This is a genomic window from Marimonas arenosa (genome assembly GCF_030848945.1).
In the GTDB taxonomy this organism is placed as follows: Bacteria; Pseudomonadota; Alphaproteobacteria; order Rhodobacterales; family Rhodobacteraceae; genus Marimonas; species Marimonas arenosa.
The window spans coordinates 685,031-708,759 of the sequence record NZ_JANHAX010000001.1 but is presented as its reverse complement, the minus strand read 5'-3'; the positions used below and the strand labels follow the sequence as shown (position 1 = coordinate 708,759).

Below are 23,729 nucleotides of genomic sequence, written 5' to 3'. Positions count from 1 at the left end.
GCGATGTCGGCACGGGTGATCTCCAGACCGGGCATTCGCCCCGCAAACGGCCTTTCGCATGTGGCGGGGGCGACCGACCGTCCTTTGATCGAGGCCACGATCCCGGCCTTCCTGTCCGAGGTCGTGCGGCGGAACGCGTCGCGAACGGCGGCGGTCTTTCGCCAGACCGGCGACCGCTGGACCTATGCCGAGTTCGCGCGGCTGGTCGACCGTCTTGCGGCGGGGCTCCTGGCGATCGGGGTCTACAAGGGCGACAGGGTGGGCATCTGGTCGCCCAACCGTCCGGAATGGCTTTTGGCGCAGTTCGCGACCGCGCGGATCGGTGCGATCCTGGTGAACATCAACCCGGCCTATCGCAGCTCGGAGCTGGAATACGCGCTGAACAAGGCCGGCGTGTCTTGTCTCATCGTGGCGCCGCAATTCAAGTCGTCGAACTACATGGCCATGCTGGCCGAGCTGGCGCCGGAGCTGGACACCTGCCCGCCCGGGCGGCTGCGGGCGGCGCGTTTGCCGCGGCTCGGGTCGGTGGTCCAGCTGGGGCCGGAGCCGCGGGCCGGCGCTTTGTCCTTCGATGCGGTGATGGCCAAGGGCGGCCCCGCGCTTCGGGCGCGCCTTGATGCGATCGGCGCGAGCCTCGACCCGGATGACGCGATCAACATCCAGTTCACCAGCGGCACGACGGGCGCCCCGAAGGGGGCAACGCTGAGTCACCGGAACATCGTGAACAACGCGATCTCGACGGCTCGGGCCATGCGGCTGAGACCGGGGGAAGGCCTGTGCATTCCGGTGCCGTTCTACCATTGTTTCGGCATGGTCCTGGGCAACCTTGCGGCCTGCGCCTATGGCGCGGCCATGGTCATCCCGGGAGAGGCCTTCGATGCGCGCGACACCCTGGCGGCGATCGATGCCGAGGGCTGCGCCGCGGTTCACGGCGTGCCGACGATGTTTCAGGCGATGCTGGATCACCCCGAGTTTGACCGGTTCGACCTGCGCAGCCTGCGGACCGGGATCATGGCGGGCGCCCCTTGCCCGGAGCCGTTAATGCGCCGGGTCATGCAACGGATGAATTGCCGGCAGATCACGATCGGCTACGGTATGACCGAAACGAGCCCGATCTCGTTCCAGTCGGCGGTAGATGATCCCGTGGAGCGGCGCGTATCGACGGTGGGGCGCATTCAGCCCCATGCCGAGTGCAAGGTGGTGGACGGCAAGGGCCGGACCCTGCCTGTCGGCCAGAAGGGCGAGTTGCTGACGCGCGGCTATCTTGTGATGAAGGGGTATTGGGACGATCCGCAGCGCACCGCGGAGGCGATCCGGAGCGGCTGGATGCACACCGGCGATCTGGCCACCATCGATACCGAGGGCTATTGCCGGATCACCGGGCGCCTGAAGGATATGCTGATCCGCGGGGGCGAGAACGTCTATCCGGCCGAGATCGAGGAGTTCCTGGTGGGCCACCCCGACATCTCGCAGGCGCAGGTCTTTGGCCTGCCTGATCCGAAATACGGCGAAGAGGTCGCGGCCTGGGTCATCCTGCGCCCGGGGGCGCAGATGGCGGAAGACGGCCTGCGGGACTGGTGCCGGGGCAAGATCGCGCATTACAAGGTCCCGCGCTACATCCGTTTCGTGACGGAGATGCCGATGACGGTCACCGGAAAGCCGCAGAAATTCGTCATGCGCGACCAGATGATCGAGGAGCTGGGACTGTCCTCCTGATTGCCGCCGGCCCACCTGGGACAGGGTGATAACCGACAGGTGGAGCGCCCCCGGGCGAGGGTCGGTCGCGTCAGAGCTGGACGCCCTTGGTTAGGGCGCCGTCGATGACGAGGTTCGTGCCGCTCGTGAAGCTCGAGGCCGGTGACGCGAGGAAGACCACGCCGCGCGCGATCTCGTCGGGGCCGGCCATGCGCTTCATCGGGTTCATCGCAAGGGCATCCCTGAATAGATCGGGGTTGTTCTGTTCGATCGATTGCCAGATGCCCCCCTCGAAAAAAGTGTTTCCGGGCGAAACGGTGTTGGCACGGATGCCAATCGGGGCGAGTTTCATCGCCAGGCCCTGGGCGTAATGCACCAGGGCGGCCTTGAAGGCACCGTAGGCCGGGCCGGTGAAGTCGATCTCGCGCCCTGAGACCGAGGAAATCAGGGTGATGGACGCAGCCTGTGACTTTTCCAGCCAGGGCATCGAGGCGTTCACGAGCCGGACGGAATGCATCATGTCCGTTTCGAACCCGGCCTGCCAGGCGGTCTCGTCATCGGCGACGGCAAGCGCGGAGACGTTTGCCACGACAATGTCGATCCCGCCGAGCGCGGCGGCGCTGTCCTGAACCCAGGATTTCAGCGAATGGGCATTCGCAACGTTCACGGCGCGGCCAAAGGCGGGAACCCCCTTCTGCTTGAGGGCTTCCACCGTGGCGGTCACGTGGGCCGCGTCGCGGGCGCATACCGAGACGGCGGCGCCCTCGTCGGCGAAGATGTCGGCGCATTTCCGGCCGATGCCCTTTGTGCCGCCGGTGACAAGGACTCGCAGACCTTTCAATCCCAGGTCCATCTTGCACGTTCTCCCGTTCTGTCCGCGCGACCGATCCGACGTCGGATCAGCGCAGGTATTGTTTCAGCATCGATGCGCCCAGCGTGTATTTCGGATCGACCATGTTGCCGACGCGCATGCTGCCGGCCTGGGTGGCGAGGAAGTAGGCTTCGGTTTCCTCGAAACCGTGATCCTCGATCATCCAGCGGACGAGGTCACGGTATGCCATGCGCGCCGCGTCCTCCATCGGCCGGGCCGACCCGACGGCCATGATGAACTCCTCGGTTTCCAGCCTCACGCCGGGGATAGCCCAATCCTTGATCAGGTCGATCTGGACGGTCACCGTGGCCGGGATCTCGACCGCGACGCCGCAAAGCTCACCATCTCCCTGGCGGCCGTGGCAATCGCCGATGTAGAAGAAGCCCTGGTCCCGCTGGACGGGGAAATAGATCACGGCACCCGGGGCCACATCGGGCAGGTCCATGTTGCCGCCGTAAAAATCGGGCACGAGAGACGAGATTGCCTCGATTTCGGGGCTGACGCCCATGGTGCCGACGAAGGGTTCGTAGGGGAGGGTGATCCGGTCCGAGAAGCGGATCCCGTCGGGCGTGACATCCATCTTCTTGACCCGCTCGGCGATCGGCGCGTTCAGATGCGTCAGGCCCGAGGCCACCAGCCCGCCGAAATCGGGGATCAGGGCCGTGGTGCCGGCCGGTTGCGGACCGCGGGGCAGAAGGCTTCTGACATGGACCGCGAGAACGTCGCCCTTCCGGGCACCCTCGACCGCGATGGGCCCGTTCTGCGGGTTCACGAAGGGCATGTTCAGCACCTTCGACGGCAGATCATCCTCGGTCTTGACCGCGCCGCCGAAGGCATCGAGCGTTTCGACCGCGACCACGTCGCCGGGGGCGATGGTCATCACCGGGTCTGCATAGGGGCCGTAGACGTAGTGGTATTCGCCCTGCATCGCCTCGGTGAGGTGATGGTGCTGTCCTTCCCGGCATTGCGCGACGCCGCGCCGGCCCATGACAGAGGAGTCGAGCCATGTCATCGGGAAACCTCCCTTTTGTCTCATGCCATCAGACTAGAGCATCTCGGGTACTTGGCAAGTGGCCTGTCGGGTGGTCTCCCGCCTCTGGTTGTCATTCACGGGGTGACGCGCTCGATACGCCTTCGGTTGGGGTAGGGTCTTCTCAGATTAACTCGTCTTGAGGCGGCCGGGGGGCTTTCGTATCCTTTCAAGATGACTGTACGCGGCCCATTTAAGTACTTCAAAACCAGCCCCGAGATCATTCGCCTGGCGGTGATGCTGTATGTCCGGTTCCCGCTGTCTCTGCGCAATGTCGAGGACCTGCTGCACGAACACGGCATCGATGTGAGCCATGAAATCATCCGGTTCTGGTGCAACAGGTTCGGTCCAATGTTTGCGTCGGAGATCCGGCGGCGGCGTGTTCAGCAGCTGCATGCCTTTTCCCGATGGCAATGGCATGTCGACGAGGTTTTCGTGAAGATCAACGGCGAGCGCAACTACCTTTGGCGGGCCGTCGATCACGAAGGCGAGGTGCTTTAGAGCGTTGTCACAAAGCGAAGAAACAAACGCGCTGCATTGAAAATGCTCAGAAAATTGATGCGGCGCTATGGTCAGCCCGAAATTCGGGTCACAGACAGGTTTCCATCTTATCGGGCCGCGCTTCGTGAACTTGGATGTGACGATCTGCAGGCATGTGGTCGCTGGCTGAACAACCGCGTTGAGAACTCGCACTTACCATTCCGACGAAGCGAGCGGGCGATGCAGCGCTTACGCCGAATGCGAAGTTTGCAGAAATTCGCCGCCGTGCATTCTTCTGTTTCCAACCACTTCAACCAGGACCGCAGCCTCTCAAGCCGAGATCATTTCAAACAGAACCGTACCGCCGCTCTGGCCGAGTGGCGTGGTCTCTGCGCGGCATAAGGGACAGCCCTACTGTCCTGGCTGAGACGAGTTCGAATTCGTCTGACAGCACCGCCACCTACCCCTATCTCTGTCAGCACAGTCTGTCTTTTCCTGTTTTCCCCCGTTTTTCCGGGCGCTTGGGCTATGCCATCTGCCAGAGAGACGACCGTAATCCTGTGAGCAGGTGCGGTTTCCTCGTAACGTCTCCGAAGGCACCATCACGCGCTTCGGTTAGGGTCAAAATTCCCTGCTAACAGGGAATTAACAGGGAAATTCTTCAGATTTTGGCATTCTGAGCGATTTTTCGCCCTGAATCTGCGCGCTTTATCAGTGAGTTGCGCAAGAATTCCCTGCGCAAAATAACAGGGAACATTTTCGCGATTATCAGGGAACTTTTCCGCGAGAACAGGGAACGCCACACCCAGATCAGGGATGCCGCTATCCGTCCTCAAACCCGTACAATCCCGCCTGTGCGTTCCAGTCGAGGGGCACCGGTTTTCGAATAATCCGTTCGAGGGTCAGGTTCGTCGGCTGGCGCCCCTCGAGGATTGCGCTCTGGATCGCGGGCGACAGGAACGCCAGCTGCGATCGGGTCCGAATGTAGGATTCCGAGTGCGTGGTCGCGGCGGCAATTTCACTCAGCGGCTTTCCGTTGCGCAACTCGGCTGTCCAAGCATGCGCTTGAGACAGGGCCCGCAGAAGGGTGCGGTCGGGTTGGGGCTCGCGGTCGCCGACAATGATCTTTCCCTCTACACCCCGTCTGCGCAGTTCGAAGGGAGCCTCGATCGCCAGAACCGCGTGGTCAATCTCATCGGGTTGAATTCCTAGTGCGTCGGCCAGACCATCCGCTTTCAGCCTCAAAACAATGCTGTGCTTCTCAATCTGCCCATCGTCCAAGATTTTCTGCAGAAGATCTGGCGCGCCCTCTGAGAGCCGACTGGCGAGGCGTCGCGCCTTTCCCTGGATGGCATCGCTGCGGTGCAAATCGGGTCGTGCGCAGGTCTTGTCAGATTAAACCGGCGTGATAGCCTGCCTTAGCTTGTTTCTTCCGCGTGGCATCGCTCTGAAAGGTCTTTTCCTTTGCAGAACAGCTTTTTGCATCCTCTTTAGAAGTGAGAGGGCGGGGGAGGTTGGCCGGACGCGGTTAATCTGACATTACCGTTCCCGCCATCGGCAACGACGACCCAGGTTGCACGGGTCGATTTCATCTTTCCTCCAAACCAAGTTTTTCCTACGGGTTGTCCGCAGCCGCCCGTATTTCATCTCTCTTCCACGATCTCGCCCAAGGTTTCGCCGGCAAGGTGTTCGGACCCGTGCCGGGCGATGCCACCCAGCGTGACCATCCCGACAAGATGATCGTTGTCATCCAGCGTTGTCATCCAGCACTGGCAACCTGCGCAGCTGGAGATCGACCACGATTTCGGCGACCTTTTGGATATCCTGCCGGTCATGGCTGCAAACAATGTCTGCGGTCAGTATGTCCCTTACCGCGCAATTATTAATGGCCGCATCATCCCGAGAAACACACCGCGTTACAATGTCCTGGTCGGTAACCAATCCGACAATGTGCCCCTCGTCGCATACCGGAAGGATGCCAATGTTGTTCTCTGCCATCAACCTGGCAACGTCGCGGACCGGCGTGTCCGGCGACACGGAAACCATAACAGTATTCATAAGTTCATTGACCATCATGGCGCAGCCATGCTTGCTTTTCGTCTTGCCGGCGGGGCAGGAGTTGTGCGGAAACCGGTTAACCCTTATTCCTTGTTTCGCAAGGCGTCTTTAACTGCCGGCAAACCGTGCCCCGGTCAACGAATCTATTGACCGCAATCGATCGCGTTGTGTGCAACTCCTGCAATTGTAGAGTTGCCGATGTGACTAGAGTTGCCTTTCACGGCAGACGGAAGGCCAAACGGAGGCCGGGTTAGGAGTGTTGGGATGGCTTCGGAAGGGCGGATCGGTCATATCATCTCGATTGAGGGAACGGTGGTCGATATCCGGTTCCACGACCGCGTGCCCAAGGCGGGGACCCGGTTGCTTGCCGGCCACGACGACGGGATCGTGATTGAGGCCACCAATTTTCCGTATCCGGGTATCGTCCGCGGTATCGTCTTCAACCCCACAAGCGAGCTTTGCCTCGGCATGAGCGTGCACGATACCGGCGCACCGCTTCAGGTCCCGGTGGGCCGGGCGCTTCTGGGGCGCATGGTCGATATCTACGGAAACGCCATCGACGGCGAAGGCCCGCTCTTTTCCGGGCAGCACCGGCCGATCTTCGGCCATCCTGTCCCCCTGTCCGAGCGCCGCGTCGAGGCGGAGGTGTTCGAGACCGGCATCAAGGCCGTCGACCTGCTGAGCCCGATCGAACGCGGCGGCAAGGCCGGGCTTTTCGGCGGCGCCGGCGTCGGCAAGACGGTTCTGATCACCGAGTTCATTCACAACATGGTCGCCGAATACGAGGGCGTCAGCCTGTTCTGTGGCATCGGCGAACGCTCACGCGAGGCCGAGGAGCTTTACCGCGAGATGCGCGATGCGGGCGTGCTCGACCGTGTGGTCATGGTGTTCGGCCAGATGAACGAAACGCCGGGCGTCCGGTTTCGCGTGGGTCACGCCGCGCTGACCATGGCGGAGTATTTCCGCGATGCGATGAGCCGTGACGTTCTGGTGCTGATCGACAATATCTACCGTTTCGTCCAGGCCGGCTCTGAGGTGTCGGGGCTGATGGGCCGGATGCCCAGCAGGGTGGGGTATCAGCCGTCGCTGGCCACCGAACTGGCGGGACTTGAAGAGCGGATCTGCTCAACGGCCTCCGGATCGATGACCTCGATTCAGGCGGTCTATGTGCCGGCCGACGATTTTACCGATCCGGCTGCCACCCATACGTTTTCGCATCTTTCCGCCTCGATCGCGCTCTCGCGCAAGCGTGCCTCGCAGGGGCTTTACCCGGCCGTCGACCCGCTAAAATCCTTCTCGGCCCTGCTCACACCTTCGGGCGTGGGCGAGCGGCATCACCGGATCGCCAGCGAAACGCGCCGGGTTCTTGCCGAGTACGAAAACATGAAGGATATCATCGCGATGCTGGGAATAGATGAACTGTCTGAAACCGACCGCGCCACCGTGGCCACGGCGCGGCGACTTGAGCGTTTCCTAACACAGCCCTTCTTCACTACAGAACGCTTCACCGGGCATGATGGGCGCCTCGTGCCTTTGGATGAGACGTTGACCTCGTGTGAAAGGATCCTTTCAGGAGAATTCTCTGATCGGCCCGAGGGCGATTTCTACATGATCGGATCGGTGCAGGAAATCGGGAATGGCACCAAAACGAGGCAGCACGATGCGGCTTGAGGTTATCACACCGGTCGAGGTGATCCTGGACATCGAGGCCACACGCATCGTGGCCGACGCGCCCAACGGCGCGTTCGGGATGCTGCCGCGCCACGCGGATTTCGTCACTCTGCTGGTTCCCGGCATTCTAACCTACGAGACGGAGGACGGCCGCGAAGGCTATGTTGGGATAAACTCCGGCACGTTGGTGAAATGCGGCAGCGAGGTATTGGTCTCGGTTCTCGGTGCGGTGCTGAGTGACCGGCTGGAGGATCTCGCACAGCGCGTGGTCGAAGACTTCAAGACCCAGGACGAGGAGGAGCGGCAGGCCCGCTCGGCTCTGGCCCGGCTCGAAGCGGGCATGGTGCGCCACTTCCAGAAGCTTGAATTGGACTACCCATGACCCAAGAAAACTTCCACAAGACCGGGGCCGCACGGACTGATAGCAACGAAGAGATCAGTCGACGGGCCAAGCGCAAGCTGGCGGCGAAGAAGCGCCGCGCGCGTAATCCGTTCTACGGGTTGGGCATGTTTGGGCTTGTCGGCTGGTCGGTTGCCATTCCGACGCTCGCGGGCACCGCGCTCGGGCTCTGGATCGACGCACAGGCCGAAACTGAACGGTCCTGGACCCTCATCGGTCTTCTCGCCGGCGTGACGCTTGGCTGCTTCAATGCCTGGTACTGGATCAGCAAAGAGAGTGGGGATGAGTGAGGGGCTCGAACATGCCGTGAGCCTCGTTCCCGCCCTTGCCGCCGGTTTCGGTGCCGGAACGCTCTACTTCGCGCTGCTCTGGAGCTCGGTCCGGCATCTCTCGGGCGGCGGGTCGGGCTGGCGGTTCGTCTTGGCGCTGATCCTGCGCTTGACGGTCGTGATCGGCACGCTGGCGGGGCTGGTCTGGATGGGGACCGGCCTGTCCGGCATCTTGGCGGCGATGCTTGGTGTCGCCTTGGCCCGCCTGCTGGCCTCGCGCCTCGTCTGAGCCAGAATTACAGAGGAGTAGGACCTTGGATATCAGCACCGATCAGTGGATCCTCTTCGAGATCGCTGGCGCAGGCGTCAACGCCACCATCGGCTTCACCTGGGTCGTGATGGCTCTGCTCGTTTTTGGGTCCTGGGCGATCACCGCCCGGCTCAGGCACGACGAAACGCCATCGCGCTGGCAGATCATGCTGGAGGTGATCGTGACCACCATCAGCGACCAGATCGGCGCTATGGGAAGCGACACGCCAGGGCGATATCTCCCGTTCATCGGAACGCTTTTCCTCTACATCGCCTGCGCGAACCTGCTCGCGGTCGTGCCCGGCTACCGGCCGCCTACAGGCTCGCTTTCCACGACGACCGCACTGGCCGTCTGCGTTCTGATCGCCGTGCCCGTCTTTGGGATCGCGGAGCAGGGACTGCTGCTCTATCTGCGCCGGTATATCCGGCCCTCCGTGATCATGCTTCCCTTCAACATTATCGCGGAAATCTCGCGCACGCTGGCGCTGGCGGTACGCCTTTACGGCAATGTCATGAGCGGCACGGTGATCGTCGCCATCATGATTGGCGTCGCTCCTTTTTTCTTTCCGATCCTGCTGCAATTGCTGGGCCTGCTGACCGGGTTGATCCAGGCCTATATCTTCGCCGTCCTCGCGATGGTCTATATCGCCTCGGCCACACGCACGCGCACCAGCGCTTCCGCCAACAACGAAAAGGAAAACTAGCCATGGACGCTTCCACCTGGATCGAAATCGCATCGATCATCATGGCCGGGCTGACGATCACGATCGGCTCGATCGCGCCCGCGCTGGCCGAAGGGCGCGCTGCAAGCCAGGCACTCGCCTCGATAGCGCAGCAGCCTGATATCGCGCCCACCATAACGCGCACGCTATTCGTCAGTCTGGCAATGATCGAGTCCACTGCCATTTACTGCTTCGTCGTGGCGATGATCCTGATCTTCGCCAATCCCTTCGTGGAAACTGCGGCCACCGCGGCGGGGGGGTGACCACGTGCAGATCGACTGGCTGACTGTCGCGGCCCAGATCGCCAATTTCCTCGTTCTGGTCTGGCTTTTGAACCGGTTCCTCTATGGCCCGGTGACACGGGCCATGCAGGCACGGGAAGAGGGAATCGAGGCGCGGCTGGACGAGGCCCGGCAGACGCGCGAAGCGGCCGAGGCCGAGGCCGACCGCCTGCGCGAGAAGCACCGCGAGTTTGACACGCGGCGCGAGGACATGCTGAACGAGGTGCGAGGCGAGGTCGAGGCGCTCCGCGAAGAGCTGGAGCACGACCTGCAGGAAAAATCGAAGGCCCACCAGCACGCCTGGAAACAAGAGGTCGCTGCCGGGCGCGACGATTTCGTGCGCGAATTGAGCCAGCGCGCCGGACAGCACATACAGCAGACGACCCGCGCCGTCCTGAACGAATTCACAGGGGCGGACCTGGGGCCGCAACTGGCCGACCGGTTTGTTGAAAAACTTGAGAACCTCGATGACGAGGCCCTGAAACGGCTCCGCCGCTTGGCTGAGACACGCAGTACGGAGGCCCTGATCGAGAGCTCGGTGCCGTTGCACGGACCGACGCGCGGAAACGTCACCAGAGCCTTGCACAACCTGATCTCGAAGGAGATTGAGGTTACGTACCGGGAGCGCGAAGATATGGTGTTCGGGGTCAGACTGACGATCGCCGAACAACTTGTCGAATGGTCGGCGGCGGTTTGGCTCGATCGTCTTGATGACGCGTTTATTGATACGCTGGAGGCAATGACAGGCCCGGCTGTGGAGGGAGAGGCATGACGGCCCACGCGACTTTGCTTTCCAACGCTGCCGACAGGCTCTTCACCGCGCTTGGCAGGTCGCTTGATCAGACCAAACCCGACATAATGATCGCCGAGATCGCCCATGTCACCAGTGTCGGCGATGGCGTGGCGCAAGTGCGTGGTTTCACCGATCTTGGCATCGATGAACTCGTGCGCTTCGAAAGTGGCGTCGTGGGATACGCGTTCAGCCTGAACGAAATCAAGAGCGGCATCGTTCTGCTTGGCGACAGCTCGCGCGTGCGCACGGGAGACCGCGTCGCCCGCATGCGCCGGGTACTCGACGTGCCCGTCGGACCCGAACTTCTGAGCCGTGTCGTCAACCCGCTGGGCCTGCCGCTGGATGGCATGGGGCCGGTGAGCGCCGCTGTCCGCCTGCCCATTGAACGCCCCGCGCCGATGATCATGCATCGCGCACCGGTCGCCACGCCGCTTCAGACCGGCATCAAGGCCATCGATGCCGCCATACCGGTCGGCCGTGGTCAGCGGCAACTGATCGTTGGCGATCGGCAGACCGGCAAGACCTCGATCGCCCTGGACGCGATCCTGAACCAGAAAGACACCGGCGTCATCGCGGTTTATTGCGCGATCGGCCAGCGCGCCTCGGCGGTGGTGCGCGTGATCCGCGCGCTGCGCGAACATGGTGCAATCGACCGTACCATCACCGTGGTCGCCGGCGCTGACGACGTTCCAGGACTCGAATTCATCGCACCTTATGCCGCGACCGCGATGGCGGAGCATTTCATGGAACAAGGGCGCGACGTTGTCATTGTTTTCGACGACCTGACCAGCCACGCACGCGCCTATCGCGAATTGTCGCTGCTCCTGCGCCGACCGCCGGGACGCGAAGCCTATCCCGGCGACGTTTTCTACATCCATTCCCGGCTACTTGAGCGCGCAGCGCAGTTGCGCGACGAGCATGGCGGGGGATCGCTGACCGCGCTGCCGATTATTGAGACGCAGGCGCAAAACCTTTCCGCATATATTCCAACCAACCTGATTTCGATCACCGACGGTCAGATCTACCTTTCGCCCGATCTGTTCGAAAAGGGACACCTGCCCGCCATCAACATCGGAAAATCGGTCAGCCGTGTGGGCGGTAAGGCGCAGCTACCTGCTTACCGCGCCATCGCCGGCGATCTTCGGCTGGCGCATTCACAGTTCGAAGAGCTGGAGACTTTTGCGCGGTTCGGCACGCGGCTCGACGAAGACACGCGCGTCAAGCTCAGGCGCGGTCGCCGGGTGCGCCAGGTGTTGCGCCAGAAAGAGCGCACCCCTCTGTCCGTGACGCAGCAGATCGCCGCGATGCTGGCCGCGACGCAGGGACTTCTGGACCAGATCCCGCCGGAGGATGTCGCGAGCGCCGAGGCTTTTTTGCTGGAGGGGCTGGAAGAGGACTTCCCTGATCTGGCGAATGCCATCGAAGAGGGTCAAGCCTTGAGCGCAGAAGATCTCGATCTCTGGTCCGGAGCAATTTCCGGCCGGCTCGATTCCTGGAGGGCAGCTGGCGATGGAAACGGTTGAAAGCCTCGCCGCGCGGCTCGACACGACAGAAGAGATCGGCGACATCGTTCGGGTGATGAAGACCCTCGCCTCAGTCAGCATCCGCCAGTTCGAAAAAGCGTGCGACGCACTCGAGATCTATCAGCGCACGGTGGAACTGGGTTTGCAGGCGGTCCTTCCACGGTCAGAGCAGCGCGGTGCAAATCCCATCGGCGGAGCCGATGCAAAGCGGGTGTTGATCTTTGTCGGGTCCGACCGTGGTCTTTGTGGCAATTTCAATGAAATCATAGCCCGTTTTGCCAAAGAGACTTACTTTTCACGGACCGAAAAGCCCAACACGGTATCGCGTCTTCTGGCAGTCGGACAGCGCGGCGCGCTGAGTCTCGCAACACTCGGGCAAGACCCCGACCGGCTCGTCGATCTTCCGGGCACCGTGGGCGGGCTGGCGGGGGTCGCGCGCCGGGTGCTCCTAGTGCTTGATGATTGGCGGAAGAACGAGACGGGCCTCGTAGTGGATATCTGCCATAACCGCCGCCTGGAAGGAGCTAAGGTAATCCCTTGCGGCCAGAGGTTATTGCCGACGACCCGAGACGAGATCGACGCCCTTCTCGCAGCGCCATGGCCCTCACGCGGCCTGCCCTTTTCCCGGATGCCAGCTGATGAGCTTCTGCCCGCCCTCTTGCGGGAACAGGTCTATTTGAGGATATACTGGGCAATCGCGGAGTCGCTGGCAAGCGAACACGGGCTCCGCCTTGCCGCTATGCAGGCGGCCGAACGCAATATTAACGAAACGCTTGATGCGCTCGCTACCCGCCACCGTAGCAAGCGGCAGGAAGCGATAACCTCGGAACTGCTAGATATCGTGGCCGGATACGAAGCCATGCCGCAACAGGAATGAGAAAACACTGACAGTTCAAGCTGCGGGCCAACTGAGTGTCAGTGCCGATAGTCCAGAGTTTTATCAAGCGATCCGACCACCAGCCCCCGGGTGCCTTTTGCCGATATGAGCTAAACAATCCCGAATTCACACTTCAGCACGACAAGGCGCGAGTGCAACGTGGGCAACCGCCTGCGCGAAGCTGGCGCGGTCATCATGGGCAAAACCAAGACGACCGAACTGGCCTTCGTGCACCCCACCGATACCGCAAACCCGCACGATGCCGGTCGCTCGCCGGGTGGTTCGTCCAGCGGTTCCGCCGCCGCCGTCGCGGCGTATCATGTGCCGCTGGCCATTGGCACGCAGACAAACGGTTCGGTGATCCGCCCTGCCTCTTTCTGCGGCACCTACGGGTTCAAGCCGACCCGCGGTGTAATCTCGCGCAGCGGCATTCTGCAAACCTCGGTTTCTCTCGACCAAGTCGGTTGTTTCGGACGAACGCTGGACGATGTCGCCCTGCTGGTCGAAACCGTAGGCAGCTTTGACCCCTCCGACCCTGCCAGCTTTGCCCGCCCGCGCCCGCCGATGCTGGCCGGTGCCCGGGCGGCGGTGCCGATAGAGCCCGACATCGCTTGGTTCGAGTTGTCCTTCAACGACCGACTGGACCGGGATGCGCACGAGGGGATAGAGGCCGTGATGGACGCCCTGGGCGCCCGTGTCGAACGCTTTCCAACGGCACCTCAGCTCGATGCACTGATCGCAGTACAGGCGACGATCCACGAGTACGAGTTCTGCCAACATCTGGCCGACGTCATAGAGGCGCATTGGGACAAGCTGAGTTCGACCCTGCAGCCGGTGATCGAACGTGGCCGCCAGATCAGCAAGGCCGAGTATGAAGATGCCCTTGCCGTGAAAACCTCGGCCCAGGCGTTCTTTGCAGATCATTTCAACGATTTCGATGCCATCCTCGCCCCCAGCGCAACGGGCGAGGCCCCTTTGATTGGCGGTAGCACCGGTGACCCGATCTTCTGCACGATCTGGACGCTCGCCGGTCTTCCCGCGATCTCGCTCCCGCTTCTGGTGGGGGAAAACGGGCTGCCGGTCGGCGTGCAGCTGATCGGCGCGGCGGAAGAAGACGATCGGCTGCTGCGCACCGCCAACTGGGTACAGACCACCCTTGCGACCAACGCCTGAAAAAGGAGCTTCAGCATGTCCCGCCTAGTCACGATCGTTGTCGCCGTCATCGGAACCGGACTGATGATGACCTTCGTCATCGGCTTGTCGCATTCCATATCAACCGGCTTCGCCGGGTTCTGGGGCGGATTTCCCTTCATGGTCATCGCAATTTTCGTGATCCTGCTGGCGCTATACGACCTTTGGGAGGAAAGCATCCGGAAGGACGATTGAGATGGCCCGTCCCACGGTCTGGATCACGCGACGCCTGTCCGACGCCACGCTCGAACGTGCGCAGCGCGACTACGATTGCATCATCAACTGGGAAGACCGGTTAAGCAGCGCTGACGATATTGTCGCGATGAGTTCAAGGGTCGATGCCATCATTCCCTGCCATTCCGAGCATTTTTCAACCGACGTCGCTGCGCGGCTGGACCCGCGCCTGAAAATCATCGCCAACCATTCGGTGGGCGTCGATCACTGCGACCTGCCGGCTCTCAACGCACGCGGCATTGTTGTGACCAACACGCCCGACGTTCTGAACGATGCGACCGCGGAAATCGCCATGCTGCTGATGCTGGGCGCTGCCCGCCGCGCTGTCGAAGGTGACCGGCTTGTGCGCTCCGGTTCTTGGGACAGTTGGAGCCCGGCCTTCATGGTTGGCAAGCAAGTCACAGGAGCTCGACTCGGGATCATCGGCATGGGCCGGGTGGGCCGCGCCTTTGCCGCCAAGGCGCGCGGTTTCGATATGGAGATCCACTACTACAACCGCGCCCGCCTTGACCCCGAACTTGAGCTTGGTGCGACCTATCACGGCACGATTGAGGCTTTGCTCGGCATTGCCGATTTCCTGTCGCTGCATTGTCCTGCAACCGCCGAAACCGCAGGCCTGATGAATGCCGAACGTTTCGCCATGCTGCCCGATGGCGCCGTGATGGTGAACACGGCTCGTGGCGCGCTGGTGGACGAGACCGCGCTTTGCGCGGCGCTCAGCTCCGGTAAACTGGCCGGAGCGGGACTTGATTGTTTTGCCGACGAACCCGGCGGCAACCCGGCCTTGGCGACCTATGACAACGTCTTCATGCTGCCGCATATCGGCAGCGCGACGGTCTCGACCCGCGACGCCATGGGTTTTCGCGCATTGGACAATCTGGACAGATTCTTCGCAGGGCAACGCCCGCGCGATGCGTTGTAGTCAAAGGGGAGGTCATGTCAGATTAACTCGGCTTGAGACGGGCAGGGGGCGTTCGTAACCTCCCGGAATGACCAAGCGCTCCCCATTCAAGTTTTTCAAAACGAGCCCTGAGATCATCCGCATTGCGGTGATGCTATATGCCCGGTTCCCGTTGTCTCTTAGAAACGTCGAAGACCTGCTGAACGAGCGCGGCATTGACGTGAGCCACGAGACCATCCGGTTCTGGAGGAACCGGTTCGGGCCGATGTTTGCCTCCGAGATCCGCCGGCGGCGTGTTCAGCAGCTGCGCGCCTTCTCACGATGGCAATGGCATGTCGACGAGGTCTTCGTGAAGGTCAACGGCGAGCAGCACTATCTCTGGCGGGCCGTTGATCACGAAGGTGAGGTGCTGGAAAGTGTCGTCACGAAACGGCGCAACAAGCGCGCTGCATCGAAAATGTTGAGAAAATTGATGCGGCGACACGGCCAGCCCGAGGTGCTAGTCTCCGATCGCTTTCCTTCTTTCAAAGCCGCGCTTCGCGAAATGGGGTGCGGCCATCTGCAATCGTGCGGTCGCTGGCTCAACAACAGAGTTGAGAACTCGCATCTGCCATTCGGACGACGTGAACGGGCGATGCAGCGCTTCCGCCGCATGCGAAGCCTGCAGAAATTCGCTGCCGTCCACTTTTCCGTTTTCAACCACTTCAACCAGGGCCGCAACCTCTCTACGCGAGATCACTTCAAGCAAAACCGAACCGTTGCTCTGGCAGAGTGGCGCGGTCTCTGTGCGGCATAAGGGACAGCGCTACTGTCCTAGAAGAGACGAGTTCGAATTCTTCTGACAGCATCATCTGGCGGTATATGTGTGCGGGCAACGTGTTACAGGCTTTGCGAATTGTCTGCCATGAAGCTATGCGCCCCAAAAAAGTGAGCCAAGCTTTTTCTTCCAAATGCGCTTGCCTTGAATGCATCAGCTTTTCGAGACGCCGAGCCGGTCGCCGAGAGCGGTAGTTATGGCCTTGACCGCGCCGTGACCGTATCGAATTGCACGTGAAATCCGCTTGCCGCAGCCGCGCGACAATAGGGCGCATGACGGAGAGTCATGCGCGGATTGCCAGATTGTCAGGTGGGCCCCGCGAATTTCACTGGGTTTTTGCCGCTTTGCGGGTGGAGCTTGCCAGAATGGCAGACTCCAGCCCAAGCGAACAGATTGCAACTACCTCAAAATAAACAAAAAATTGTGATTTCTTTGCCGGTGAGAGCTATCATCCGGGCGTGTCCTGAGAGGGGGATCCCACGTCTGCTTCGGGGCCGCACAAAGACAACTGTTTTGGAGGGAAGAACGCCATGCGGCGGTTTCAACGGGTCGGTTTAGGTGTGGTTCTCACTTTTTTGACTGGTCCGGTCTATGCCGATGAGCAAGGCGTTTTCGTCGCCGGAACCCAGCCTTCCGAACGGCCCGCAAACGCACCTGTTGTCGAAAACTATGACAAGGGCGGGGCATGGTATGCCCGCGCGCTTAGCGGAGTCTCGAAGCCTTACCCCTACAGCCTGCGGTTTCTTGAAGACCAAGGCGGATGGTTCAACCCGTTTATCAAACCCGGAATGACCGGCCCCTACGACATCAGGGGCTGGCACTGAGATTCGATACGGGCGCGTCTTGCGCCCGCATCGATATGAAGAGCCAGCGCAAGTTTCCCTTTCAAAAAACGCGGCTGGCACTAACCAAGGAGGAAAGACTTATGACGAAGAGATTTCGGCACACATTAGCAGCTGCCCTGTGCTCGGCGTCTGTTCTTGCCCTTCCGGCGGTCGCGAATGCTCAGCAAAGCGGCATGTCGGGGATGAGTGGCATGGACGGAATGTCCGGCATGGGAGGCATGGGTGGCATGTCGGGAATGTCCGGCATGGGCGGTATGTCCGGTATGGGTGGCATGGGCGGTATGTCGGGTATGTCCGGCATGGGCGGCATGTCCGGCATGGGTGGCATGTCCGGTATGAGCGGCATGGCTGGCTATGGCGGTCATGGCGGCGGCTGGGTCTGCACCCAATGGACCAAAACGGCCCGCGGCGGCATGATGGGCATGGGCGGTATGTCGGGAATGTCCGGCATGGGCGGCATGTCCGGCATGGGCGGCATGTCCGGTATGGACGGAATGTCCGGCATGGGTGGCATGGGTGGCATGTCTGGAATGTCCGGCATGGGCGGCATGTCGGGAATGTCCGGCATGGGCGGCATGTCCGGTATGGACGGAATGTCCGGCATGGGTGGCATGAGCGGCATGGGTGGCATGTCTGGAATGTCCGGCATGGGCGGAATGTCCGGCATGTCCGGTATGGGCGGCATGAGCGGCATGGGTGGCATGTCTGGAATGTCCGGCATGGGCGGAATGTCCGGCATGTCCGGTATGGGCGGCATGTCGGGAATGTCCGGCATGGGCGGTATGTCCGGTATGGGCGGCCACGCTGCTGCATCCGGCTGGACCTGCACCCAGTACACCGCAGTCCTGCGTCCGATGGGCGGCCCGTTCGGCTATGGCCGCATGCACGGCATGAGCGGCATGGGTGGCATGTCGGGTATGGGCGGCATGGGCGGCATGTCCGGCACCTGGAACCCGCCGACCGGCATGGGTGGCATGTCGGGTATGGGCGGCATGAGCGGCATGTCTGGTATGGGCGGCATGAGCGGCATGTCTGGTATGGGCGGTATGTCAGGCATGTCCGGCATGGGCGGTATGTCCGGCATGGGTGGCATGTCGGGTATGTCGAGCAACTGAGCCCGGCCCAATACCGAAGCCAACTGATCCACCCGGATCAGATCGAAACCCCGAGAGGGCGGTACGCCGCCCTCTCACTCCCCTGACATCAAGGAAAGCGTCGGATCATGCCACGCAGTATGGTTTTGAACATCGTTGCGGTCGCGGCCATCATCGTAATCTTGGCTGTTGTCTGGATCGGGCGCCCGGACCCGACCCAGACACAAACAGCGGACCCGCAAACAACCAGCGCCCCGGCGACAGACACGCAAACCAGCGAGACGCAGCCCGCCGACGCCTCTGAAGGCACCGACACGGCCGAGCCTGCACCCGCCGCTGATGACACCACCGAGACCACTGAGACGGCGCCTGTGACCGGCACGCCAACGGTGCCCGAGCCGGCCGCTGATGAGGCCGCCGCGCCGGAGACACCGGGCACCACAACCGCTCCGGTGGCCGAAAACCCGCCAACCGAGGCGCCAACCGCGAATTGGGTCTGCACGCATTGGGAGACGACCGAAAGCAGTGACGGGACCAGCGGGCGCACCTGCCTGCAATGGACCCACAGATAGGGATTTGAACACCAGTACTCAGGTCCGGAGCTGTAACAGCACGGCCTGCGCAGAATCGAGAATGGAATTTGGCAGATGAAACTCATGGAATGGTCTTCGAAAGTGCCGCGCAGATATTCGCCATGGGGCGCTATGGTCCTGGGGCTGGCAATTGGAGGTCTGACGGCGATCAGCCCGCTGAAAGGCACGCCCGCCATGGCGGCCGAAGGGGACGCTGTTGAGATCGAACCGGTGCCCTATCCCGAGGGCGTGACCTATGCCAATCCGACCGAGCGCACGGACGAGGAACAGGTCGAGATCGACAAGCGGGTCATGGCGCTCAGCTCGCTGGCGGCAACGCTGGATTACGAGCGGGCGCGCTATCACCCGCTGCATTTCCCTCCCGCAGCGGCCGATGCCAGCAACGAGGAGTGCCTGGTCTGTCACCAGGAGATCCTGACCCGCAAACCGCGGCAAAGCGCCCCCGCCGGGGTGCCGATCACCGCGACACTGGCCTGGTATCAGACGCTTGATACCTATGCCGGGGATCAGGAAAGCTTTCACTATCGTCACCTTGAAAGCGAATTCGCCAAGGAAGTGATGAACCTGGAGTGCAATTTTTGCCACAAGGGCAACGACCCGCGCGAGGAGAGCCCCGATATGGTGCCAACTCGCGCTGCGCTTAGCGCCGGAACGAGCCCCGAGTTCACGCTGCGCAAGATGGTCAACCCATCTGAAACCTGCCTGCGCTGTCACGGTGCCTTTCCCGAGCCCGAGATCATGGGGCTCGACGGGCCCTGGCACGAGGTGCGCGCGGATTGGGAATACCCCGAAGCACCCAACGGCTGCCTGAGCTGTCACGCCGAGACCTTCCGCACGGTGCGGCACGGGGTGAGTTATCTCAACGCCGAGAACATCGAGCGGATTGCTCGAGAAAGCTCATCCGACACCTGCTACGGCTGCCACGGTGGCCGGTCGTGGTACCGGATTTCCTATCCCTATCCGCGCCATACCTGGCCTGAGCTTTACGATGACGAGATCCCGGAATGGGCAGTAGGCCGCCCAACCGAATCCGATCCCGAATACGCCTTGCCGGCATCAGAATAAGGAGCGCGAAGATGACCATTCATGACCGGCCCGAGGCCGTCGACACGCCGCAAAGCCAATCGCGCCGCGCCTTCCTGAAAACCACTGCTGCCACAGCCACCGCCGGGCTGGTGCTGGGGGCAGGAGCGGAAGAGGCCAAGGCATTCGCATACGAACCCTATCCCACCGACGATGAGCTTGAAACGGTCGTCACCAGTTGTGCCCACAACTGCGGCTCGCGCCACATGCTGGTGGCGCACAAGAAGGGTGACGTGATCGTGCGCCTGTCCACGGATAACGGTGCCTATCAGGGCGATGCGTATGGCACCGACACCGAGGAAAAGCCACAGCTGCGCGCCTGCCTGCGCGGACGGTCATACCGGTTACGACTTTATTCGCCCGAACGGCTGCTTTACCCGATGAAACGGGTCGGCAAGCGCGGCGAAGGCAAGTTCAAGCGCGTCAGTTGGGATCAGGCGTTGACCGAAATATCGCAGCGCATGGTGCATTTGAAAGACACCTATGGTCCCACGGCGATTGTCGATCAGAGCTATGCCGGGGCGTCCTATGGCGTGCTGCACAAATCCGACCAGATCGAAGGATTGCTTGGGAGGTTCCTGGGCTTGTTCGGTTGCCGGACGTCGTCCTGGTCGGTGCCGTCCTACCAGGGCACGACCTTTTCCTCTCGTACGACGTTCGGCACCATCGAGGACGGCAACGAGGATGACGCGTTCGCGCATTCCAAGCTGATCATCATGTGGGGCTGGAACCCGGCCTATACCTTCCACGGCGGCAACACCTTCTATTACATGCGCATGGCCAAACAGCGCGGCTGTAAATTCGTGCTGGTCGATCCGCAGTATACCGACTCGGCCTCCGCCTATGACGCTTGGTGGATCCCGATCCGGCCCAACACCGACGCCGCGATGATGGCCGGGATGGCCTATCACATTTGGGACAACGGCTGGCACGATCAGGACTTCATCAACCGCTTCACCCAGGGCATGGACCCCGGTACGATGCCGGCCTGGGCGCAGGGGCAGGAAAGCTTCCAGGACTATATTTCGGGGCGCAGCGACGGCGTTCCGAAAACTCCCGAATGGGCCGCCGAGATTTGCGGCGTTTCGGCTGACGACATCAAGAAATTGGCCGAGATGTATGCCACCACCAAACCGGCGGCACTGAAGGCAAGCTGGGCGCCAGGGCGCAACGCCTATGGCGAGCAATACAACCGCATGGCGGCGGCGCTGCAGGCGATGACCGGCAATATCGGTGTTCTGGGCGGCTGTGCCGAGGGGGTCGGCAAGGCCTGGCACGCCGAGGCCGTGGCCTATCCTTATGACGAGTTTTCCAACGTCTGGTACGCCTCGATCAAATCCGACCGTTGGGCTCACATCGTGCTCAACTATCCCAATGTCAGCCGCGAAGAGGCCGGGCTTTGGCCGCGCAACGATCATCTCGACGGGGTGATCCCCAACATTCGGGGGATATTTTGGCAAGGCTCGGACTGGTTCAACCAGCTGACGAATATCAACAAGGAAATCGCAGCCATTCGCAAGCTCGACAGCTACGGCGAGGGCGAGAGCCTGCTGGTGTGCATGGACAGCACCATCACGCCCACCGGCATCTGGGCCGACTACCTGTTGCCGATTGCCACGCACTTTGAGCGGCACGATGTGGCCCTGCCCTGGTACAAAGGGCATTACTATATCCACCGGCCCAAGGCGATCGAGCCGATGGGTGAGAGCAAATCCGACTTCCAGGTGTTCACCGAACTGGCCTACCGGTTGGGTTTTGGCCCTGCCTACAATCCCAAGGCCAACCGGGATTACTTCAACAACCCCGATTGGGTCGACGAGGCATATCTGGTCGACTGGTGGCACAATGTTCAAAGCCACCAGGGCGTTACGTGGAGCTGGGAAGAATTCAAGAAGCGCGGGGTTTACAAGTTCGTTCTGCCCGAGCCACACGTGGCCTTCCGCGATCAGATCGAACACGGGGTGCCGTTCAACACGCCCTCGGGGCGGATCGAGATCTTCTCGACCACGCTGGCGCAGACGCCGGACTGGACCCGCACCCAATATGGCTATCATATCCCGGCCATTCCGAAATGGATCGAACCGTGGGAGAGTCTCAATCACCCGCTGACCGAGAAGTTTCCGTTCCACATGATCAGCCCGCATCCAAGGTGGCGGACGCACTCGATCTTCAACAACATCCCGTGGTTGCGTGAAACCTTCAGCCAGGAAACCACGATGAACGCGTCGGATGCCCGCAAACTGGGCATCCAGACCGGCGACATCATCGAGGCTTGGAACGATCGCGGCAAGGTGGTGACCCCGGTCTATGTGACCGAGCGGTGCATGCCCGGTGTAGTGGTGCTGCACGAAGGCGCCTGGATGGACCTGGATGAAAACGGGGTCGATCGGGCGGGCAACCCGGACTTTCTTACCGATGACAATCCATCTCCGGCCGGGGCCTTCGCCTATAACACGGTGCTGTGCAATATCCGGAAATCAGACATGAGCCACCGCCCGGGATGGGACCAACTTTCAACCGCGCGGAGCCATGTGTTCCGCCGTGATCTGTGATCGGCGCGAGGAGTTCGAGACATGGCCAACCAAGTCGATAAGGAACGGATCAAGGAAAACGTCGAGCGGATGAAGCGTGAGCCGTATGTGCCGGTGGTGCCGGACATGCAGATGGGTTTCATTCACAACAACGTCGATTGCATCGGCTGCCGGGCCTGTGAAATGGCCTGCAAGGACAAGAATGGTCTGGCGCCCGGGCCCCGGTTCCGGCGGGTGCAGTATATCGAAGGTGGCACCTATCCCAATGTGTTTGCGTTCAAGATCAACATGTCATGCAACCACTGCGCCGAACCGGCCTGCCTGCCTGCCTGCCCGACCGGAGCGATCTGGAAGAGCAACGAGAACGGCATCGTCGATATCGACTCGACGCTCTGCATTGGCTGCCGCAAATGCGAAGCCGCGTGCCCCTTTGGCGCGCCGCAATACGACCCCGAGCAGAATATCGTGTCGAAGTGCAACATGTGCATCGACGAGCAGGAAGCCGGGCGCAAACCCTATTGCGTGGCTGCCTGTATGATGCGGGTGCTGGATGTCGGGCCGATCGACCAGATTGCCGATGGCAGCTATGACACCAAGGCGGTTGGACCGAATGAGACGGTGGTGCGGCAGGTCAAGTCGATGGCCGATCCGGAATTGACCAACCCCTCAATCCGTTTCGTTCCACACTTAAAAGGAGTGCCCGAAGATGGTGAATGAGGCGCCGCAGATCAGCACAGTAGAGGCGGCGCGTCTTCGCCACCTGGCCGAGGGGCTGGATGTTCTGATCCGGTTTCACGACCGTGAGTTGGACCGCGACCTTCTGGCGGCGTTGCGGCGGCATGACGTGGCCGCGGGCCTGCGCGACGTGGCTGGAACCGACGCCAGCCGACAGGCGGTTCAGGCGCTCTCGGGCGCGCTCGATGACATTGGTGCGGCGCCGGATGAGTCCACGCTGGATGATCTCGCCGCTGAATTTGCCGATCTCTACCTGACGCACGGCTATCGCGTGTCGCCCAGCGGGTCGGTCTGGCTGACCGAAGACAAGCTGGAACGGCAGATGCCGATGTTCGAGGTGCGCGACTGGTACGAGCATTACGGGATCAGCGTCCCCGACTGGCGGGTGCGGGCGGACGACCATCTGGTGCATGAACTGCAGTTCGTGTCATTTCTCTGTAGCATGGGGCAGGGCGTCGCCGCCATGGATGCGGCGCGCTTTCTTGACCTGCATGTGCTTGCCTGGCTGCCGGAATTCTGTCGCCGGGCATCCGACCGGGTGAGACAACCGCTCTATGCGGCGGTCATGCAATTGACACTTGCCTATCTCGACGATCTGCGCTCGGAACTAGAGGCGATCACCGGTTTGCCGCGCGACGTGCGTGAGATTGCCGATCTCGACACAAGCCGCAAATTCACGCCCGAACCGGAGCCCTATGTGCCGGGTGTTGCGGAAAGCTGGTGACA

At 61.6% G+C, this 23,729-nt stretch carries 25 protein-coding genes and 1 pseudogene; 22 read left to right on the top strand and 4 right to left on the bottom strand.

The window, feature by feature from the left end; genetic code table 11:
* Positions 1 to 3 precede the first annotated feature (3 nt).
* The gene (locus NO357_RS03425) at positions 4 to 1,716 is read left to right on the top strand and encodes an AMP-binding protein (protein WP_306734209.1); all 1,713 of its coding nucleotides are present in this window, start codon (positions 4 to 6) and stop codon (positions 1,714 to 1,716) included.
* A 70-nt stretch (positions 1,717 to 1,786) separates the two neighbouring features.
* Here NO357_RS03425 and NO357_RS03420 read toward each other — a convergent pair whose 3' ends face one another.
* Together NO357_RS03420 and NO357_RS03415 are read right to left on the bottom strand one after the other, a co-directional pair.
* Entirely contained in the window at positions 1,787 to 2,548 is a 762-nt protein-coding gene (locus tag NO357_RS03420) for an SDR family NAD(P)-dependent oxidoreductase (RefSeq protein WP_306734208.1), read from the bottom strand.
* A 46-nt stretch (positions 2,549 to 2,594) separates the two neighbouring features.
* Entirely contained in the window at positions 2,595 to 3,578 is a 984-nt protein-coding gene (locus NO357_RS03415; RefSeq protein WP_306734207.1) for an acetamidase/formamidase family protein, read from the bottom strand.
* Between the two features lie 192 nt (positions 3,579 to 3,770).
* Here NO357_RS03415 and NO357_RS03410 point away from each other — a divergent pair.
* Positions 3,771 to 4,478, top strand: a pseudogene (locus NO357_RS03410) (IS6 family transposase).
* A 420-nt stretch (positions 4,479 to 4,898) separates the two neighbouring features.
* Here the strand turns inward: NO357_RS03410 and NO357_RS03405 are convergent.
* A complete protein-coding gene (locus NO357_RS03405) occupies positions 4,899 to 5,357 on the bottom strand; it encodes a hypothetical protein (protein WP_306734206.1) in 459 nt (152 codons plus the stop codon).
* A gap of 465 nt (positions 5,358 to 5,822) precedes the next feature.
* A complete protein-coding gene (locus NO357_RS03400) occupies positions 5,823 to 6,152 on the bottom strand; it encodes a CBS domain-containing protein (RefSeq protein ID WP_306734205.1) in 330 nt (109 codons plus the stop codon).
* 246 nt (positions 6,153 to 6,398) lie between these two features.
* Here NO357_RS03400 and atpD point away from each other — a divergent pair, with 246 nt between their 5' ends.
* The 20 genes from atpD (at position 6,399) to NO357_RS03300 (ending at position 23,727) form a co-directional block, all read left to right on the top strand.
* On the top strand, positions 6,399 to 7,805 hold the full coding sequence (gene atpD, locus NO357_RS03395; RefSeq protein ID WP_306734204.1) for a F0F1 ATP synthase subunit beta: 1,407 nt from the start codon (positions 6,399 to 6,401) through the stop codon (positions 7,803 to 7,805).
* The gene (locus NO357_RS03390) at positions 7,795 to 8,187 is read left to right on the top strand and encodes a F0F1 ATP synthase subunit epsilon (RefSeq protein ID WP_306734203.1); all 393 of its coding nucleotides are present in this window, start codon (positions 7,795 to 7,797) and stop codon (positions 8,185 to 8,187) included. The genes atpD and NO357_RS03390 overlap by 11 nt, the downstream gene beginning before the upstream one ends.
* On the top strand, positions 8,184 to 8,495 hold the full coding sequence (locus NO357_RS03385) for an AtpZ/AtpI family protein (RefSeq protein ID WP_306734202.1): 312 nt from the start codon (positions 8,184 to 8,186) through the stop codon (positions 8,493 to 8,495). Before NO357_RS03390 ends, NO357_RS03385 begins: the two co-directional genes overlap by 4 nt.
* Positions 8,488 to 8,763: an N-ATPase subunit AtpR gene (locus NO357_RS03380; RefSeq protein ID WP_306734201.1), complete on the top strand. Its 276-nt coding sequence runs from the start codon at positions 8,488 to 8,490 to the stop codon at positions 8,761 to 8,763. The genes NO357_RS03385 and NO357_RS03380 overlap by 8 nt, the downstream gene beginning before the upstream one ends.
* A gap of 25 nt (positions 8,764 to 8,788) precedes the next feature.
* A complete protein-coding gene (locus NO357_RS03375) occupies positions 8,789 to 9,487 on the top strand; it encodes a F0F1 ATP synthase subunit A (protein WP_306734200.1) in 699 nt (232 codons plus the stop codon).
* Between the two features lie 2 nt (positions 9,488 to 9,489).
* Positions 9,490 to 9,768, top strand: coding sequence for a F0F1 ATP synthase subunit C (locus NO357_RS03370; RefSeq protein WP_306734199.1), 279 nt, complete (start codon positions 9,490 to 9,492; stop codon positions 9,766 to 9,768).
* 4 nt (positions 9,769 to 9,772) lie between these two features.
* A complete protein-coding gene (locus NO357_RS03365) occupies positions 9,773 to 10,558 on the top strand; it encodes a F0F1 ATP synthase subunit B family protein (RefSeq protein ID WP_306734198.1) in 786 nt (261 codons plus the stop codon).
* Positions 10,555 to 12,102, top strand: coding sequence for an alternate F1F0 ATPase, F1 subunit alpha (locus tag NO357_RS03360; protein ID WP_306734197.1), 1,548 nt, complete (start codon positions 10,555 to 10,557; stop codon positions 12,100 to 12,102). Before NO357_RS03365 ends, NO357_RS03360 begins: the two co-directional genes overlap by 4 nt.
* Positions 12,089 to 12,979, top strand: a complete 891-nt coding sequence (locus tag NO357_RS03355) for a F0F1 ATP synthase subunit gamma (RefSeq protein WP_306734196.1) — start codon at positions 12,089 to 12,091, stop codon at positions 12,977 to 12,979. The genes NO357_RS03360 and NO357_RS03355 overlap by 14 nt, the downstream gene beginning before the upstream one ends.
* A 159-nt stretch (positions 12,980 to 13,138) precedes the next feature.
* The gene (locus tag NO357_RS03350; protein WP_376744345.1) at positions 13,139 to 14,152 is read left to right on the top strand and encodes an amidase; all 1,014 of its coding nucleotides are present in this window, start codon (positions 13,139 to 13,141) and stop codon (positions 14,150 to 14,152) included.
* Between the two features lie 15 nt (positions 14,153 to 14,167).
* A complete protein-coding gene (locus tag NO357_RS03345) occupies positions 14,168 to 14,365 on the top strand; it encodes a hypothetical protein (RefSeq protein ID WP_306734195.1) in 198 nt (65 codons plus the stop codon).
* A gap of 1 nt (position 14,366) precedes the next feature.
* Positions 14,367 to 15,326, top strand: coding sequence for a 2-hydroxyacid dehydrogenase (locus tag NO357_RS03340; RefSeq protein WP_306734194.1), 960 nt, complete (start codon positions 14,367 to 14,369; stop codon positions 15,324 to 15,326).
* 67 nt (positions 15,327 to 15,393) lie between these two features.
* Positions 15,394 to 16,101, top strand: a complete 708-nt coding sequence (locus NO357_RS03335; RefSeq protein ID WP_306734193.1) for an IS6 family transposase — start codon at positions 15,394 to 15,396, stop codon at positions 16,099 to 16,101.
* A 551-nt stretch (positions 16,102 to 16,652) separates the two neighbouring features.
* The gene (locus tag NO357_RS03330; protein ID WP_306734192.1) at positions 16,653 to 16,946 is read left to right on the top strand and encodes a hypothetical protein; all 294 of its coding nucleotides are present in this window, start codon (positions 16,653 to 16,655) and stop codon (positions 16,944 to 16,946) included.
* 194 nt (positions 16,947 to 17,140) lie between these two features.
* The gene (locus tag NO357_RS03325) at positions 17,141 to 18,082 is read left to right on the top strand and encodes a hypothetical protein (RefSeq protein ID WP_306734191.1); all 942 of its coding nucleotides are present in this window, start codon (positions 17,141 to 17,143) and stop codon (positions 18,080 to 18,082) included.
* Between the two features lie 107 nt (positions 18,083 to 18,189).
* Positions 18,190 to 18,633 carry a hypothetical protein gene (locus tag NO357_RS03320; RefSeq protein ID WP_306734190.1) on the top strand — a complete coding sequence of 148 codons (444 nt, stop codon included), beginning with the start codon at positions 18,190 to 18,192 and terminating at the stop codon, positions 18,631 to 18,633.
* Positions 18,634 to 18,708: 75 nt separating this feature from the next.
* Positions 18,709 to 19,719: a hypothetical protein gene (locus tag NO357_RS03315; protein ID WP_306734189.1), complete on the top strand. Its 1,011-nt coding sequence runs from the start codon at positions 18,709 to 18,711 to the stop codon at positions 19,717 to 19,719.
* A gap of 11 nt (positions 19,720 to 19,730) precedes the next feature.
* Positions 19,731 to 22,289, top strand: a complete 2,559-nt coding sequence (locus tag NO357_RS03310; RefSeq protein WP_306734188.1) for a molybdopterin-containing oxidoreductase family protein — start codon at positions 19,731 to 19,733, stop codon at positions 22,287 to 22,289.
* A gap of 21 nt (positions 22,290 to 22,310) precedes the next feature.
* Positions 22,311 to 22,985 (top strand): 4Fe-4S dicluster domain-containing protein, encoded by a 675-nt coding sequence (locus NO357_RS03305; protein WP_306734187.1) that lies wholly within the window; start codon positions 22,311 to 22,313, stop codon positions 22,983 to 22,985.
* A complete protein-coding gene (locus tag NO357_RS03300; protein ID WP_306734186.1) occupies positions 22,975 to 23,727 on the top strand; it encodes a TorD/DmsD family molecular chaperone in 753 nt (250 codons plus the stop codon). Before NO357_RS03305 ends, NO357_RS03300 begins: the two co-directional genes overlap by 11 nt.
* The last annotated feature ends 2 nt before the right edge of the window (positions 23,728 to 23,729 follow it).

What these genes read in the sequence shown, in the direction of transcription:
- NO357_RS03425 (WP_306734209.1), top strand. Translation starts at nt 4, where the DNA reads ATGTCGGCACGGGTGATCTCCAGACCGGGCATTCGCCCCGCAAACGGC.
- NO357_RS03420 (WP_306734208.1), bottom strand. Translation starts at nt 2,548, where the DNA reads ATGGACCTGGGATTGAAAGGTCTGCGAGTCCTTGTCACCGGCGGCACA.
- NO357_RS03415 (WP_306734207.1), bottom strand. Translation starts at nt 3,578, where the DNA reads ATGACATGGCTCGACTCCTCTGTCATGGGCCGGCGCGGCGTCGCGCAA.
- NO357_RS03400 (WP_306734205.1), bottom strand. Translation starts at nt 6,152, where the DNA reads ATGATGGTCAATGAACTTATGAATACTGTTATGGTTTCCGTGTCGCCG.
- atpD (WP_306734204.1), top strand. Translation starts at nt 6,399, where the DNA reads ATGGCTTCGGAAGGGCGGATCGGTCATATCATCTCGATTGAGGGAACG.
- NO357_RS03390 (WP_306734203.1), top strand. Translation starts at nt 7,795, where the DNA reads ATGCGGCTTGAGGTTATCACACCGGTCGAGGTGATCCTGGACATCGAG.
- NO357_RS03385 (WP_306734202.1), top strand. Translation starts at nt 8,184, where the DNA reads ATGACCCAAGAAAACTTCCACAAGACCGGGGCCGCACGGACTGATAGC.
- NO357_RS03380 (WP_306734201.1), top strand. Translation starts at nt 8,488, where the DNA reads ATGAGTGAGGGGCTCGAACATGCCGTGAGCCTCGTTCCCGCCCTTGCC.
- NO357_RS03370 (WP_306734199.1), top strand. Translation starts at nt 9,490, where the DNA reads ATGGACGCTTCCACCTGGATCGAAATCGCATCGATCATCATGGCCGGG.
- NO357_RS03360 (WP_306734197.1), top strand. Translation starts at nt 10,555, where the DNA reads ATGACGGCCCACGCGACTTTGCTTTCCAACGCTGCCGACAGGCTCTTC.
- NO357_RS03355 (WP_306734196.1), top strand. Translation starts at nt 12,089, where the DNA reads ATGGAAACGGTTGAAAGCCTCGCCGCGCGGCTCGACACGACAGAAGAG.
- NO357_RS03345 (WP_306734195.1), top strand. Translation starts at nt 14,168, where the DNA reads ATGTCCCGCCTAGTCACGATCGTTGTCGCCGTCATCGGAACCGGACTG.
- NO357_RS03340 (WP_306734194.1), top strand. Translation starts at nt 14,367, where the DNA reads ATGGCCCGTCCCACGGTCTGGATCACGCGACGCCTGTCCGACGCCACG.
- NO357_RS03335 (WP_306734193.1), top strand. Translation starts at nt 15,394, where the DNA reads ATGACCAAGCGCTCCCCATTCAAGTTTTTCAAAACGAGCCCTGAGATC.
- NO357_RS03330 (WP_306734192.1), top strand. Translation starts at nt 16,653, where the DNA reads ATGCGGCGGTTTCAACGGGTCGGTTTAGGTGTGGTTCTCACTTTTTTG.
- NO357_RS03325 (WP_306734191.1), top strand. Translation starts at nt 17,141, where the DNA reads ATGTCGGGGATGAGTGGCATGGACGGAATGTCCGGCATGGGAGGCATG.
- NO357_RS03320 (WP_306734190.1), top strand. Translation starts at nt 18,190, where the DNA reads ATGCCACGCAGTATGGTTTTGAACATCGTTGCGGTCGCGGCCATCATC.
- NO357_RS03315 (WP_306734189.1), top strand. Translation starts at nt 18,709, where the DNA reads ATGAAACTCATGGAATGGTCTTCGAAAGTGCCGCGCAGATATTCGCCA.
- NO357_RS03310 (WP_306734188.1), top strand. Translation starts at nt 19,731, where the DNA reads ATGACCATTCATGACCGGCCCGAGGCCGTCGACACGCCGCAAAGCCAA.
- NO357_RS03305 (WP_306734187.1), top strand. Translation starts at nt 22,311, where the DNA reads ATGGCCAACCAAGTCGATAAGGAACGGATCAAGGAAAACGTCGAGCGG.
- NO357_RS03300 (WP_306734186.1), top strand. Translation starts at nt 22,975, where the DNA reads ATGGTGAATGAGGCGCCGCAGATCAGCACAGTAGAGGCGGCGCGTCTT.